A 13,053-nucleotide genomic window follows, 5' to 3' on the forward strand; every position below is an offset into this window, starting at 1 on the left:
TCGCGGTCGGGCCCGGAGGGGTGACCAGGGCCGCCGGTATGTGCGGGGTGGTCGGGCAGGCCGTCCGGCTGGCGGGCGCGCCGGCGTCGACCGGTACGGCGGTCGGCCGGATGCCGCAGCCGGAGGCCAGTGCGAGCAGCAGCAGCATGCCGGCGCCTCGGCGCAGGGCAGTGCGGGTGGCAGTGGTGTTGGTGCGGGCGGTCACGTGGCGTCCTTGTCCTCGGCGTCGCCGACGGGGCCGCCCTCGGCCTCGCCCGCGGACGGCGGAGGCGGCGGGGCCAGCGGCAGGGTCAGGGTGAACACCGCGCCGACCTCCCCGTTCGCCGCCGTGATCGTCCCCCCGTGTATCTGTGCGTTGGCCATGGCGATCGACAGGCCGAGGCCGCTGCCCTCCGAGCGCGCACGCCCCCGGTCCGCCTTGTAGAAGCGGTCGAAGACGTGCGGCAGCACGTCCTCCGGGATGCCCGGGCCGCTGTCGGAGACCTCGACCACGACCGACTCCCCGTCCTGCCGGACCTTCACCCGCACCGGTGAGCCGCCGTGCTTCAGCGCGTTGCCGATCAGGTTGGCGAAGACCACGTCCAGCCGGCGCGGGTCGACCACGGCCAGGATGCCGCGCGGGGCGTCCACCTCGACCGCGTCGTACCAGGCCCGCCCGTCGATGCAGGACATGATCAGGTCGGCGACGTCCACCTCGTCGGCGACCAGCTTGGCGGTGCCGGCGTCGAAGCGGGTCACCTCCATCAGGTTCTCCACCAGGTCGGACAGCCGCCGGGTCTCGCTGACCACGAGCCGGACGGCCGGCTCGATCATCGGGTCCAGCGATTCGGCCTCGTCCTCCAGGATGTCGGTCACGGCGGTCATCGCGGTCAGCGGGGTGCGCAGCTCGTGCGACATGTCGGCGACGAACCGCCGGCTCTGCGCCTCGCGCGCACTCAGCTCCTCGACCTGCTCGTGCAGCGACTCCGCGGCCCGGTTGAAGGTCCGTGCCAGGTCGGCGAGTTCGTCCGAGCCCTCGACCTCCAGCCGGGTGTCCAGGCGTCCCTCGCCGAGCCGCCGGGCGGCGTCCCCGAGCCGCTTGACCGGCCGCAGCACGGTCGCCGAGGCGGCCTGGGCGAGCAGCGCCGAGCCGATCAGCGCGAGCAGCGTGGCGATGGCCAGCGACCAGCCCAGCGTGTTGAGGTCGGCCCGCTCGTTCTCCAGCGACTTGAACATGTACGCCGTCGGGCCGTTCGGCACCACCTTGGTGCCGCCGATCACGAACGGCCGCCCCTCCAGGTTCTGCCGCTGCCAGTACAGGTGGTACGGGTACGGGTTGCTCTCGCTGACCTCGCGCGGCTTGGCGACGGTGGACTGCAGCGCGGTGGGGACGTCGGCCAGCGTGAAGTGCGCCGGGTCGGAGGAGGCCGCGCACTCCGGGTGCGCCGGGTCGACCACCACCACGTCGTACGTCAGACCGGAGCTGGCCACGGTGGACGCCAGCGTGGCCAGTTCCGGGCAACTCGCGTTCAGCGGCAGCTCGGAGACGTTGCGGGTGAGCGAGACCCGGAAGTCGTTCAGCGCGGTGTCCTGGGCGCGCTTGAGCACCGCGTCGCGGTTCAGCCAGTACGCGATGCCGGAGGCCGAGACGGCGGCGAGCAGCGCGACGGCCGCGAACACCGCGATCAGCCGCACCCGCAGGGAGCGCAGCCGACGCCACCGGCCCGTCGAGAACCGCCGGGCAGTCGTCTGATGGTCAGTCACAAGAGCCTGTCGTGGTACGGGAGTTCAGAGGTCGGGGGAGGGGCCGGCGGCCGAGGGGTGTGGATTCAGGCCGGTGGGTCCAGCCGGTAGCCCACCCCGCGGACGGTGCGGATCAGCGTCGGCGCGGACGGCACGTCCTCGACCTTGGCCCGCAGCCGCTGCACGCACGCGTCCACCAGACGGGAGTCACCGAGGTAGTCGTGCTCCCAGACCAGCCGCAGCAGTTGCTGGCGGGAGAGCGCCTGGCCGGGGCGCCGGCTGAGTTCCAGCAGCAGCCGCAGCTCGGTGGGGGTCAGCTGGAGGTCCTGTCCGTCCTTGGTGACGGTCATCGCCGCGCGGTCGATCACCACGCTGCCGTAGGCCGAGGAGTCCGAGCTCTCCCGCTCTCCGCGCCGCAGCACCGCCCGGATCCTGGCGTCCAGCACGCGTGGCTGCACCGGCTTCACCACGTAGTCGTCAGCGCCGGACTCCAGGCCCACCACCACGTCGATGTCGTCCGAGCGCGCGGTCAGCAGGATGATCGGCAGTTGGTCGGTGCGGCGGATCCGGCGGCACACCTCGAAGCCGTCGATCCCGGGCAGCATCACGTCCAGCACGATCAGGTCGGGCCGCTGCTCCTTGAAGAGCCTCAGACCGTCCTCGCCGGAGGCGGCGGTGGCCACACGGTGGCCCTGGCGGGTGAGGGCGAGTTCGAGGCCGGTCCGGATGGCGTCGTCGTCCTCGATCAGTAGGAGGAAAGGCACGGCCCCATTTTGGCCCACCCGCAGCGCCGAATCACCCCCCGGACCGCTCACCGTCCCCCCGGGAACCGGAACGGGTGCCACCGGCGTCCGGTACGGAGGGAGGCGGACCGGGACATTCGGCCCGCTCCTGTGACACCCCTGTGACAGTCGGCGGACAGCGCCATCACAACCGGCGGGCAGGATTTTCCATGTCGCCGCAGGACAGCGGGCCGCAAGGCCGGCTGAAGGGCGGCTACCGGAACCGCTCGTACCGACCCAGGGGGCGCACGATGAACGCCATGCTTCAGACCCGGACCAACCCGGCTGTCCGCACCGCGCGTTCGTCAGCCACGTCCCACCGGACCCGGTACGAGGTCAGGACCGACGAGAACTCCGGTGCCGTGACCGTGCGGGGGTGCGCGCACAGCACCGGTGGAAACCCTGACGCCCGTCGGGTGAGCGGCGGCGGCAGGACGGGGGAGCTGTACGGGATCGGTCGGCTGGGGAGTTCGACCGACTCCGCCAACACCCTCACGCTGCGGGGGATCCTCCCCGTCCGCGTCGAGGGCAAGGACGCCCCGGAGGGCAACCGGGGGACCGGGGGGAACGGTCTGCGGACGGTCGGTTCGGGGGAACCGGCCGGTCGCGAGGCCGCCGGTGCGACGCTGCTGCGGCTGAAGCCCGCCGCGGCCCGCACCACCGAGGCCGGGCAGGGAGGCGCGCAGGGGGAGCACCCGGCCGTCGCGGAGGACCACATCACGGAGTTCACCGCGTACGTGCGCGAGCGCCGCGCCTCCCTGTACGCCACGGCCTACCACCTGACCGGTGACCGCTACGAGGCCGAGGACCTGCTGCAGAGCGCGCTCTTCAGCACCTACCGGGCCTGGGGCCGGATCACCGACAAGGCCGCGGTCGGCGGGTACCTCCGCCGCACCATGACCAACCTGCACATCTCCGCCTGGCGGCGCCGCAAGGTCAACGAGTACCCGACCGAGGAGCTGCCGGAGACGGCCGGCGACACCGACGCGATGGGCGGCACCGAGCTGCGCACCGTGCTCTGGCAGGCGCTGGCGAAGCTGCCGGAGAACCAGCGCACCATGCTGGTGCTGCGGTACTACGAGGGCAAGACCGACCCGGAGATCGCCGACGTGCTGGGGATCAGCGTCGGTACGGTCAAGAGCAGCATCTGGCGCGCCCTGCGCCGGCTGCGGGAGGACGAGCACCTGAACAAGTCGGGTGACACCGTCCGGGCGTTCGGCGAGCTGGTCGCCTGACGAGGACTCCCGTCGGGGGACGGGAAGCGGACGGTCACGGTCCGGGGGCAGCGGCTCGGGGGAGCATGCCCGTGGGGGAGCCGAGGACCGTTCGGGGAAGGCGAAGGGCCCGGTGCGGGGGAGACGCACCGGGCCTTCGTCGTGTCCTGGGGGCCGGACGACCGGTCCGGACCGCGGTGTCCAGCGGTGGTTGCGGGCGGCGGTCTCAGGCGGCGGAGAGCTCGGTGGTCCGGGCCGCGGCGCGGATCCGCTGCTCGGCCTCCGGGCCGGCGCACGCGTACGAGCCGAGCGCGACCTGCCGTCCGACGATGGACCGTTCGGCCCGCATCAGCCGCAGACCCCGGCGCAGCAGCACCGGCAGCGACTTGCGGCCCTCCCGGACGTCCCGGCGCAGTCGGCGCCAGGCCGTGGTGAGTGCGCCGTTGCGCAGGCACAGGGCATCGCCGAGCAGACCCTGGTCGGCGCACTCGGTGGTGATCTCGGCGGCGAAGATGCCCTCCGCTATGAACGCGCCCGCCCCGCCCAGCTCCAGGCCGCGGGTGCCGACCCGGCCGTTGTCCGGGATCGAGTACACCGGCACGTCCGCGCGGCCGTGCTCGTGCAGGGCGCGGATCGCGGCGACGGCCTGGTCGCGGTGCCAGGCCAGCGGGGAGTCCCAGTCGACGGCGCCGTCCGGCAGCCGCGGCAGGGTCGGGTCGTCCCCGTCCTTGTAGAAGTCGTCGAGCTGGAGCACCGGCAGGCCGCTGCGCTCGGCCAGCGAGGACTTCCCCGACCCGGAGGGCCCGGAGAGCAGGATCACCCGGGCATGCCCGGTCGGTGCGGGGTTCATGGGGGAGTCACTCACGGGACACCAGTCTGACGCATCCCGGCCGGTTGCCGAAACCGGTCGGTTCAGACCTTCTGCGGCGGCGGGCCGGCGAGGGCGGCCCGGACCATCGGCAGGCAGCGGCTGTCCACCTGGAGGTACACCGGCTCCCCGGCGCCGGGCGGCCGGTACGCGGTGGCGGCCCAGTCCTGGTCGTGCCAGGTCTCGGGCTCGGGCTCGTGGAAGGTGCCCCCGACGGGCAGTTCGAGCGGCTCGGCGCCGCGCGCGCGGAAGCACGCGGTGGCGGCTCCGGGGGTGATCCCCAGCTTCCCGTTGACGTAGCCGGGCCGTCGGCCCGATCGGTCGGACCTCGCCGAGCAGGGCAGCCGCACCGCCTTCCCGGCGGTCAGCCGGCGGCGGGCCCGGGCCACCTGCCACCGGCGCAGCACACCGTCCGTGACGAGTGCCATCAGCTCGCCCAGTTCTTCCATCGCGCCCCCTCGGCCGGTTCCGTACCGGCGATTGTGGTCCGGACGCACACGGGCCGGGAGCCTTCGAAAGTCGGCCCTTCCGGCGACGAAAGTCGCCGGAAGGGCGACGGACCCGCGCCAGGGGGGGGAGAGGCGCGGGTCCGTCCGGTGACCGTCCGGGCCCTGGGGGGTGAGGGCGCTGGGGACGGCCAGTCTGTGGAGTTGTTGCCCGGAGCGGTGGAGGTCAGATCCCCTTCGGGTGCCAGACCGTCTTCGTCTCCAGGAACGAGAGTAGCCGGTTCGTACCGGGCGCATTGGTCCAGTCCTGGGCGAACGGGTCCAGCACCGGACGGACCACCCTCTTCAGGGTATCCGCAGCGGCCGCTTCGAGCGCCTGCGCCGCGCCGGGGCCGTCGGCGGCGATGGCCCCGGTGAGGTCCAGCGCGTTGACGTCCTGGTGCGAGGCCAGGGTCGGGGCGATGTCCGCGGTGTTGCCCGAGATGATGTTGACCACGCCGCCCGGGACGTCCGAGGTGGCCAGCACCTCGCCCAGCGACAGCGCGGGCAGCGGGGCGTCCGCGGCGGCCGCGACCACGACCGTGTTCCCGGTGGCGATCGCCGGGGCGATCACCGAGACCAGGCCGAGCAGCGAGTGCCCGTACCCGGCCTGCGGGGCGACGATCCCGACCACGCCGGTCGGCTCCGGGGTGGAGAGGTTGAAGTACGGCCCGGCGACCGGGTTGGCGCCGCCCGCGATCTGGGCGACCTTGTCGGTCCAGCCCGCGTACCAGACCCAGCGGTCGATCGCGGCGTCCACCAGCGCGGCGGCCTTCTTCGGGCCGATGCCCTCGGAGACGGCCACCTCGGCGGCGAACTGCTCGCGCCGGCCCTGGAGCATCTCGGCGACCCGGTACAGCACCTGGCCGCGGTTGTACGCGGTGGTGCCGGCCCAGCCCTTGACCGCCTTGCGGGCGGCCACGACGGCGTCGCGGGTGTCCTTGCGGGTGCCCAGCGGGGCGTTGGCGAGCCACTCGCCCTTCGAGTCGGTCACTTCGTACACCCGCCCGCTCTCGGAGCGCGGGAACTTCCCGCCGACGTACAGCTTGTAGGTCTTGAGGACGTCAAGACGCGTTGCGACATCAGACATCTCGGGCCTCGACATTCAGGTAGGGCTCCAGACCGTGGCGGCCGCCCTCGCGGCCGTAGCCCGACTCCTTGTAGCCGCCGAACGGCGAGGCCGGGTCGAACTTGTTGAACGTGTTGGCCCAGACCACGCCGGCCCTGAGCCTGTCGGCCATCCAGAGGATGCGGGAGCCCTTCTCCGTCCAGATGCCGGCGGAGAGACCGTACGGGGTGTTGTTGGCCTTCTCGACCGCCTCGGCGGGGGTGCGGAAGGTCAGCACCGACAGGACCGGGCCGAAGATCTCCTCCTGGGCGATCCGGTGGGCCTGGCTCACGCCGGTGAACAGGGTCGGCTTGAACCAGAAGCCGGTGCCCGGGAGTTCGCACGCCGGCGACCAGCGCTCCGCGCCCTCGGCCTCGCCGGCCTCGGTCAGCGCGGTGATCCGGGCCAGCTGCTCGGCCGAGTTGATGGCGCCGATGTCGGTGTTCTTGTCCAGCGGGTCGCCGACCCGCAGGGTGGCCATCCGGCGCTTCAGGGCGTCCAGCAGCTCGTCCTGGATCGACTCCTGGACCAGCAGGCGCGAGCCCGCGCAGCAGACGTGGCCCTGGTTGAAGAAGATGCCGTTGACGATGCCCTCGACCGCCTGGTCGATCGGCGCGTCGTCGAAGACGATGTTCGCGGCCTTGCCGCCCAGCTCCAGCGAGAGCTTCTTCCGGGTGCCGGCCAGCTGCTTGGCGATGGCCCGGCCGACCGGGGTGGAGCCGGTGAAGGCGACCTTGTTGACGTCCGGGTGCGCGGTCAGCGCGGCGCCGGTGCGGCCGTCACCGGTGACGATGTTGACGACGCCCTTCGGCAGACCGGCCTGGCGGCAGATCTCGGCGAAGCGCAGCGCGGTCAGCGGGGTGGTCTCGGCCGGCTTCAGGACGACGGTGTTGCCGGTCGCCAGGGCGGGCGCGATCTTCCACGCCAGCATCAGCAGCGGGAAGTTCCACGGGATGACCTGGCCGGCCACGCCCAGCGGCTTCGGGTTCGGGCCGAAGCCGGCGTAGTCCAGCTTGTCCGCCCAGCCCGCGTAGTAGAAGAAGTGCGCGGCGACCAGCGGCAGGTCGACGTCACGGGTCTCGCGGATCGGCTTGCCGTTGTCGATCGACTCCAGCACGGCCAGCTCGCGGCTGCGCTCCTGGATGATCCGGGCGATCCGGAACAGGTACTTGGCGCGCTCGCTGCCGGGCAGCGCCGACCAGTCGGCGAAGGCCTTGCGGGCGGCGGCGACCGCGCGGTCCACGTCCTCCTCGGTGCCCCGGGCGAACTCGGCGAGCACCTGCTCGGTGGCCGGGTTGACCGTCTTCAGGGCCTCGTTGCCGGAGGAGTCGACGAACTCGCCGCCGATGAAGTGGCCGTAGGAGGTGGCGATGTCGCCCGCGGCGGCCGGGGACTCCGGGGCCGGGGCGTAGGCGAAGAGGCCGCCGGCGGGCTTGGCCACGGGCTCCTCGGTGTTCTTCTTCTTGGCCATGGTGATCAGTCCACCGTCACGTAGTCGGGGCCGGAGTAGCGGCCGGTGGCCAGCTTCTGGCGCTGCATCAGCAGGTCGTTGAGCAGGCTGGAGGCGCCGAAGCGGAACCAGTGCGGGGTCAGCCAGTCGTCGCCGAGGGTCTCGTTGACCATCACCAGGTACTTCATGGCGTCCTTGGTGGTGCGGATGCCGCCGGCGGGCTTGACGCCGACCTGGACGCCGGTCGCGGCGCGGAAGTCGCGGACCGCTTCCAGCATCAGCAGGGTGACCGGCGGGGTCGCGTTGACGGCGACCTTGCCGGTGGAGGTCTTGATGAAGTCGGCGCCGGCCAGCATCGCCAGCCAGGAGACCCGGCGGACGTTGTCGTAGGTCTGGAGCTCGCCGGTCTCGAAGATCACCTTGAGGTGGGCGGCGCTGCCGTCGGGGCGCTTGCACGCCTCCTTGACCGCGACGATCTCGTCGAAGACGTCGAGGTAGCGGCCGGAGAGGAAGGCACCGCGGTCGATCACCATGTCGATCTCGTCGGCGCCCGCGGCCACCGCGTCGGCGGTGTCGGCGAGCTTGACCGGGAGGGCGGCGCGGCCGGCCGGGAAGGCGGTGGCCACCGAGGCGACCTGGATGTCGGTGCCCTTCAGGGCGGCCTTCGCGGTGGCGACCATGTCCGGATAGACGCAGATGGCGGCGACGCGGGGGGTGGTCGGGTCGGTCGGGTCGGGGGTCCTGCCCTTGGCGCACAGCGCGCGCACCTTGCCGACCGTGTCCGCGCCCTCCAGCGTGGTCAGGTCGATCATCGAGATCGCCAGGTCGATGGCGTACGCCTTCGCCGTGGTCTTGATCGAGCGGGTACCGAGAGCGGCGGCACGCGCCTCCAGGCCGACCTGGTCGACGCCGGGCAGGCCGTGCAGGAAACGGCGGAGCGAGGCCTCGGACGCCGCAACGTCCTGAAGGCCGCTGCCCGCAACGCCGAGGGCATTGGCTGCAACAGTGGACATAGTCACCAGAGCAGCATATCTACGCGCGTAGTGGGCCGCCAGGGCGCCCACCATTCGTGGCCGGACCGAGACCTCAGGGCGAGGGGCATGGGGCAGAATCGATGCCATGACCGATTCCGACGGCAAGCCCCACCAGGGCCCAGCCGCCCCCGACGGGGATCCCGAGTACGCGGACCGCGTGTACCGCTCTGTCCCCGGTGTGATCTCCGGAGTGCTGCTGCTGGTCGTCGCGGCCTGGCTGATCGGCGACGCGGTGGTGAGCGGGACCGGGAAGACCCCGTACGTCGCGCTCGCGGCGGTGCCGGTGTTCGCCTTCCCGGTGATCGCGTACACGCTGCGCCCGGCCGTGACGGCCGGCCGCGACCGGCTGGTGGTGCGCAACCCGTGGCGGACCATCGTCGCGCCGTGGGCCTCGGTGGACGCGCTGCGCGCCGGGTACTCGGTCGAACTGCTCGCGGACGGTAGGAAGTACCAGGTCTGGGCGGTGCCGGTGTCGCTGCGGCAGCGCAAGCGGGCCACCCGGGCGCAGGGGACCGGCGTCGCCGGGCACGCCTCCCGGATCGGTCTGGGAATGGGGCAGACCAAGCGCACCAACCCGGTCGTAGAAGGCTCGCCCGATCCCACCCGCGCCTGGTCCGACCAGGTCACCGCCGTCCTCCAGGAGATGGCCGAACGCAACGCGGGCCGCCCCACCGCCGCCGGCCCGGTCGAGGCCCGCTGGTGCTGGTGGGTCATCGCCCCCACCCTGGCCGGCCTGATCGCGCTGATCACCGTCATCGCGGTCTGAGTGCGAGCGAAGGGCCCGCCGGTCGGTGACCGGCGGGCCCTTTCACGTGTCCGTGGGCGTCAGGGGGTGATGCCGGCGGCCCGGGCGAGGTCCTGCTTGATGGTGGCGAGGAGGGCGGCGGCGCGGTCGCGGGTGGGGGCGAGGTCGGCGGCGGAGGCGACCGGGAGGACGACCTCCAGGTAGCACTTGAGCTTGGGCTCGGTGCCGGAGGGGCGGACCACGATGCGGGCGGAGCGGACGTCCTCGCCGGCCAGGTAGTAGCGCAGGCCGTCGGTGGGCGGCAGGTCGGCGGAGCCGGCCGACAGGTCGTCGGCGCGGGTGACCTGGAGGCCGGCCAGGACGGTCGGCGGCTGCTCGCGCAGGCGGCGCATGGCGTCGGCGATCAGCGCGAGGTCCTGGACCCGGACGGAGAGCTGGTCGGTGGCGTGCAGGCCGTGCTCCAGCGCCAGGTCGTCCAGCAGGTCGGACAGGGTGCGGCCGGACTTCTTGAGGGTGGCGGCGAGCTCGGCGACCAGCAGGGCCGCGGTGATGCCGTCCTTGTCCCGGACGCCCTGCGGGTCGACGCAGTAGCCGAGCGCCTCCTCGTAGCCGTAGCGCAGGCCCTCGGCGCGGGAGATCCACTTGAAGCCGGTCAGCGTCTCGGCGTAGCCCAGGCCCGCCGCCTCGGCGATCCGGCCCAGCAGGGTGGCGGAGACGATGGTGGTGGCGAAGGTGCCCTCGGCCTTCTTCGCGACCAGGGCCGAGCCGAGCAGCGCACCGACCTCGTCGCCGCGCAGCATCCGCCATCCGGCCGAGCCGCTGCCGCTGCCGGCCGCGTTGCCGTTGGCGGGGACGGCCACGGCGCAGCGGTCGGCGTCAGGGTCGTTCGCGATCACGATGTCCGGGCCGACCGAGGCGGCGGTGCGGAAGGCGAGGTCCATCGCCCCCGGCTCCTCCGGGTTGGGGAAGGCCACGGTCGGGAAGTCCGGGTCGGGCTCGGCCTGTTCGGCGACCACGGTGGGCGCGGGGAAGCCGGCCCGGCGGAACGCGGCGACCAGGGTGTCACGGCCGACGCCGTGCATCGGGGTGTAGACCACCTCCAGGTCGCGCGGGCCGTGCTCGTCCACGATGGAGACGGCCCGGGCCAGGTAGGCCTCGACGACCTCCTCGCCGAGCACCTCCCAGCCCTCCTCGGCGCGCGGGACCTCGTCCAGCGAGCCGATCGCGTCGATCTCGGCGGCGATCCCGGCGTCGGCCGGCGGGACGATCTGCGAGCCGTCGCCCAGGTAGACCTTGTAGCCGTTGTCCTGCGGCGGGTTGTGGCTGGCGGTGACGGTGACACCGGCGGCCGCGCCCAGGTGGCGGACGGCGAAGGCGAGCACCGGGGTCGGCAGCGGGCGCGGCAGCAGCGCGGCGCGCAGACCGGCGCCGACCACCACGGCGGCGGTGTCGCGGGCGAAGTCGTACGACTTGTGGCGGGCGTCGTAGCCGATGACGACCAGGTCGCCCAGGCCCTGCTGCTTGACGTACGAGACCAGGCCGGCGGCGGCCCGGATCACCACGGCGCGGTTCATCCGCATCGGGCCGGCGCCGAGTTCGCCGCGCAGGCCGGCGGTGCCGAACTGGAGCCGGTCGGAGAAGCGGGCGGCGAGCTCCGCCCAGGCGAGCTTGCTGTCGGTCTCGGCCTCCGGGCCCTCGGCCCGGGCCAGCAGGGCGCAGAGCTCCTCGCGGGTCTGCGGGTCGGGGTCCTCGGCCAGCCAGGTCCGGGCCCGGGCGAGGAGGTCGGTGGTGGGTGCCTGCGTCATGCCAGCTCCATCGGGAAGTGCGTCGGTGTGTCGGCCGGAGGTCGAGCTGTGGGTCGGGAGGGTTCCGCTGTGACCGGAGGATTTCGCAGAGTAGGGGGTCGCGCATGCGGACGGGGCCCACGGGAAGGTGTGATCAGCGGATCACACCGCCCGTGGGCCCCGTCAGTCATGATTCTGCGCCTCGCGGGCGTCAGATCCGCTCAAGGACCTTCGCCAGCAGCTCGCCCATGCGCTCGGCGGAGGCCTTGCCGGCCTCCAGCACCTCTTCGTGGTTGAGCGGCTCGCCGGTCATGCCGGCGGCCAGGTTGGTGACCAGGGAGATGCCGAGCACCTCGGTGCCGGCCTCGCGGGCGGCGATGGCCTCCAGGGTGGTGGACATGCCGACGAGCTCGCCGCCGATCACCCGGGCCATGTTGACCTCGGCCGGGGTCTCGTAGTGCGGGCCGCGGAACTGGACGTAGACGGCCTCGTCCAGGGACGGGTCGACCTCGCGGCAGAGCGCGCGCAGGCGCTTGGAGTACAGGTCGGTGAGGTCGACGAAGTTGGCGCCGACGATCGGGGAGTCCCCGGTCAGGTTGATGTGGTCGCTGATCAGGACCGGCTGGCCCGGGGTCCAGCCCTGACGCAGGCCGCCGCAGCCGTTGGTCAGCACGATGATGCCGCAGCCGGCCGCGGCGGCGGTGCGCACGCCGTGGACGACGGTGGCCACGCCGTGGCCCTCGTAGTAGTGGTTGCGGCCGAGGAAGATCAGGGCGCGCTTGTCGCCGATCTTCACCGAACGGATCTTGCCGGCGTGGCCGGCGACGGCGGGGGCGGGGAAGCCCGGGAGCTCGGTGACCGGGAACTCGGCCACGGTCTCGCCCAGGGCGTCGGCGGCCGGCACCCAGCCGGAGCCCATCACCAGGGCGACGTCGTGCCGCTCGGCACCGGTCAGCTCGCGCAGGCGCTCGGCGGCGGCCTGGGCGGCGGCGTAGGGGTCGGCGGAGACGACCGACTGAGGAGAAGCGTTCACGGGTCCGAGGATAGACGGGTTTCGGCTACGCGCGTAGAAATTCAGCCGCAGCATGCCGGATCGTTACCCGGCCGACCCGAAAACACAGCTCGGTGGCGCCTTCCGGGTGTGCGGGCCGTCGGATCGCACACAACCGGGATGCCACGCCGTGCCGGTTCCCGTCGGGCGGTCCCTTTGTGTACGTGCCGTCGTCGTCCGGCTCCGAAAGGCCGGTGGGTGCCGGCGGCGGTACGGTGACGGTCGGGGGCCGACCCGTCGTCAGCCGGTCTGGTTCACGGCTCCGGCGGACGACAGGACGGGGCCGACCGCCATGGGGAGCAGTGACAGGCGACACCCGCCGCTCGTGCCCGCGCCGGTGGATCTGGCGGCCCGGGTGGACGCGTTCACCGCGGGCTTCCTCCCGAGCGGCCGCTACACCGCGCCGGACCCGGCGCAGCGCCGGGCGGTGGCCGACGGCGTGCTCGGCGCGCTGGACGGCCGGACCGGGGAGGCCGAGCGGACGCTGGCCCGGGTCGGATACCGGACCACCGAGTTCACTGAGGCCGTGACCGGCCGCCGGGTGGCCGAGATCGCCGCCGACGACGGCACCGGGGACGGGCGCGGCTGGGGCCGGATCTACCTGGACCGCTCGACGCGGCCCAGCTGGTCCGTGCAGGTGCCCCACCCGGCCTCGGACGCCCGCACCGAGGCGCTCGGGGCGGAGCTGTTCCGGGCCGTGCCGGGCGGTGTGCTGGTGATCGCCGGGGCGCACCGCCGGGCCGGGGCGGACGGCTGCGCGGACGTCGCGCACCGGCGCGACACCGTCTTCGCCGCCGTGGTCGAGGCACT

11 protein-coding genes and 2 pseudogenes are annotated in these 13,053 nt (G+C 73.1%); 3 read left to right on the plus strand and 10 right to left on the minus strand.

Translation table 11 applies throughout. The features are described from left to right. The 3 genes and pseudogenes from KS423_RS22925 to KS423_RS22935 form a co-directional block, all read right to left on the minus strand. Positions 1-205, minus strand: a pseudogene (locus KS423_RS22925) (hypothetical protein); the annotation flags it as partial. Further along, positions 202-1,743 carry a HAMP domain-containing sensor histidine kinase gene (locus KS423_RS22930; RefSeq protein WP_224281478.1) on the minus strand — a complete coding sequence of 514 codons (1,542 nt, stop codon included), beginning with the start codon at positions 1,741-1,743 and terminating at the stop codon, positions 202-204. The pseudogene KS423_RS22925 and the gene KS423_RS22930, both read right to left, overlap by 4 nt. Before the next feature lie 65 nt (positions 1,744-1,808). Next, positions 1,809-2,486 (minus strand): response regulator transcription factor, encoded by a 678-nt coding sequence (locus KS423_RS22935; protein ID WP_030257458.1) that lies wholly within the window; start codon positions 2,484-2,486, stop codon positions 1,809-1,811. Positions 2,487-2,866: 380 nt separating this feature from the next. On the opposite strand from KS423_RS22935, the gene KS423_RS22940 reads away from it, so the two are divergent. Then, positions 2,867-3,739, plus strand: coding sequence for a SigE family RNA polymerase sigma factor (locus tag KS423_RS22940; RefSeq protein ID WP_374120010.1), 873 nt, complete (start codon positions 2,867-2,869; stop codon positions 3,737-3,739). A gap of 205 nt (positions 3,740-3,944) precedes the next feature. On the opposite strand, the gene KS423_RS22945 is transcribed toward KS423_RS22940, so the two are convergent. From KS423_RS22945 to deoC, 5 genes are all read right to left on the minus strand, one after another. Further along, a complete protein-coding gene (locus tag KS423_RS22945) occupies positions 3,945-4,568 on the minus strand; it encodes an ATP-binding protein (RefSeq protein ID WP_224281487.1) in 624 nt (207 codons plus the stop codon). Positions 4,569-4,630: 62 nt separating this feature from the next. Beyond that, positions 4,631-5,035, minus strand: a complete 405-nt coding sequence (locus tag KS423_RS22950) for a hypothetical protein (RefSeq protein WP_224281479.1) — start codon at positions 5,033-5,035, stop codon at positions 4,631-4,633. Between the two features lie 223 nt (positions 5,036-5,258). Next, positions 5,259-6,161, minus strand: coding sequence for an aldehyde dehydrogenase family protein (locus KS423_RS22955; protein ID WP_224281480.1), 903 nt, complete (start codon positions 6,159-6,161; stop codon positions 5,259-5,261). Beyond that, positions 6,154-7,650 (minus strand): aldehyde dehydrogenase family protein, encoded by a 1,497-nt coding sequence (locus KS423_RS22960; RefSeq protein WP_224281481.1) that lies wholly within the window; start codon positions 7,648-7,650, stop codon positions 6,154-6,156. Before KS423_RS22960 ends, KS423_RS22955 begins: the two co-directional genes overlap by 8 nt. Before the next feature lie 5 nt (positions 7,651-7,655). Continuing rightward, on the minus strand, positions 7,656-8,642 hold the full coding sequence (gene deoC / locus KS423_RS22965) for a deoxyribose-phosphate aldolase (protein ID WP_224281482.1): 987 nt from the start codon (positions 8,640-8,642) through the stop codon (positions 7,656-7,658). 106 nt (positions 8,643-8,748) lie between these two features. Between deoC and KS423_RS22970 the strand changes: the two genes are divergently transcribed. Further along, complete coding sequence (locus tag KS423_RS22970; RefSeq protein ID WP_224281483.1) at positions 8,749-9,429, plus strand: PH domain-containing protein; 681 nt, start codon at positions 8,749-8,751, stop codon at positions 9,427-9,429. Positions 9,430-9,488: 59 nt separating this feature from the next. Here KS423_RS22970 and KS423_RS22975 read toward each other — a convergent pair whose 3' ends face one another. Continuing rightward, complete coding sequence (locus KS423_RS22975) at positions 9,489-11,213, minus strand: phospho-sugar mutase (protein WP_224281484.1); 1,725 nt, start codon at positions 11,211-11,213, stop codon at positions 9,489-9,491. A 190-nt stretch (positions 11,214-11,403) separates the two neighbouring features. Then, on the minus strand, positions 11,404-12,225 hold the full coding sequence (locus KS423_RS22980) for a purine-nucleoside phosphorylase (protein ID WP_224281485.1): 822 nt from the start codon (positions 12,223-12,225) through the stop codon (positions 11,404-11,406). Between the two features lie 343 nt (positions 12,226-12,568). Here KS423_RS22980 and KS423_RS22985 point away from each other — a divergent pair. Continuing rightward, positions 12,569-13,053: pseudogene (locus KS423_RS22985) on the plus strand (hypothetical protein); the annotation flags it as partial.

Source organism: Streptomyces sp. LS1784 (assembly GCF_020103755.1).
GTDB lineage: Bacteria > Actinomycetota > Actinomycetes > Streptomycetales > Streptomycetaceae > Kitasatospora.

Coding starts and splice junctions, on each gene's coding strand:
- KS423_RS22945 (WP_224281487.1), bottom strand. CDS start 4,568: ATGAACCCCGCACCGACCGGGCATGCCCGGGTGATCCTGCTCTCCGGG.
- KS423_RS22950 (WP_224281479.1), bottom strand. CDS start 5,035: ATGGAAGAACTGGGCGAGCTGATGGCACTCGTCACGGACGGTGTGCTG.
- KS423_RS22955 (WP_224281480.1), bottom strand. CDS start 6,161: ATGTCTGATGTCGCAACGCGTCTTGACGTCCTCAAGACCTACAAGCTG.
- KS423_RS22960 (WP_224281481.1), bottom strand. CDS start 7,650: ATGGCCAAGAAGAAGAACACCGAGGAGCCCGTGGCCAAGCCCGCCGGC.
- deoC (WP_224281482.1), bottom strand. CDS start 8,642: ATGTCCACTGTTGCAGCCAATGCCCTCGGCGTTGCGGGCAGCGGCCTT.
- KS423_RS22970 (WP_224281483.1), top strand. CDS start 8,749: ATGACCGATTCCGACGGCAAGCCCCACCAGGGCCCAGCCGCCCCCGAC.
- KS423_RS22975 (WP_224281484.1), bottom strand. CDS start 11,213: ATGACGCAGGCACCCACCACCGACCTCCTCGCCCGGGCCCGGACCTGG.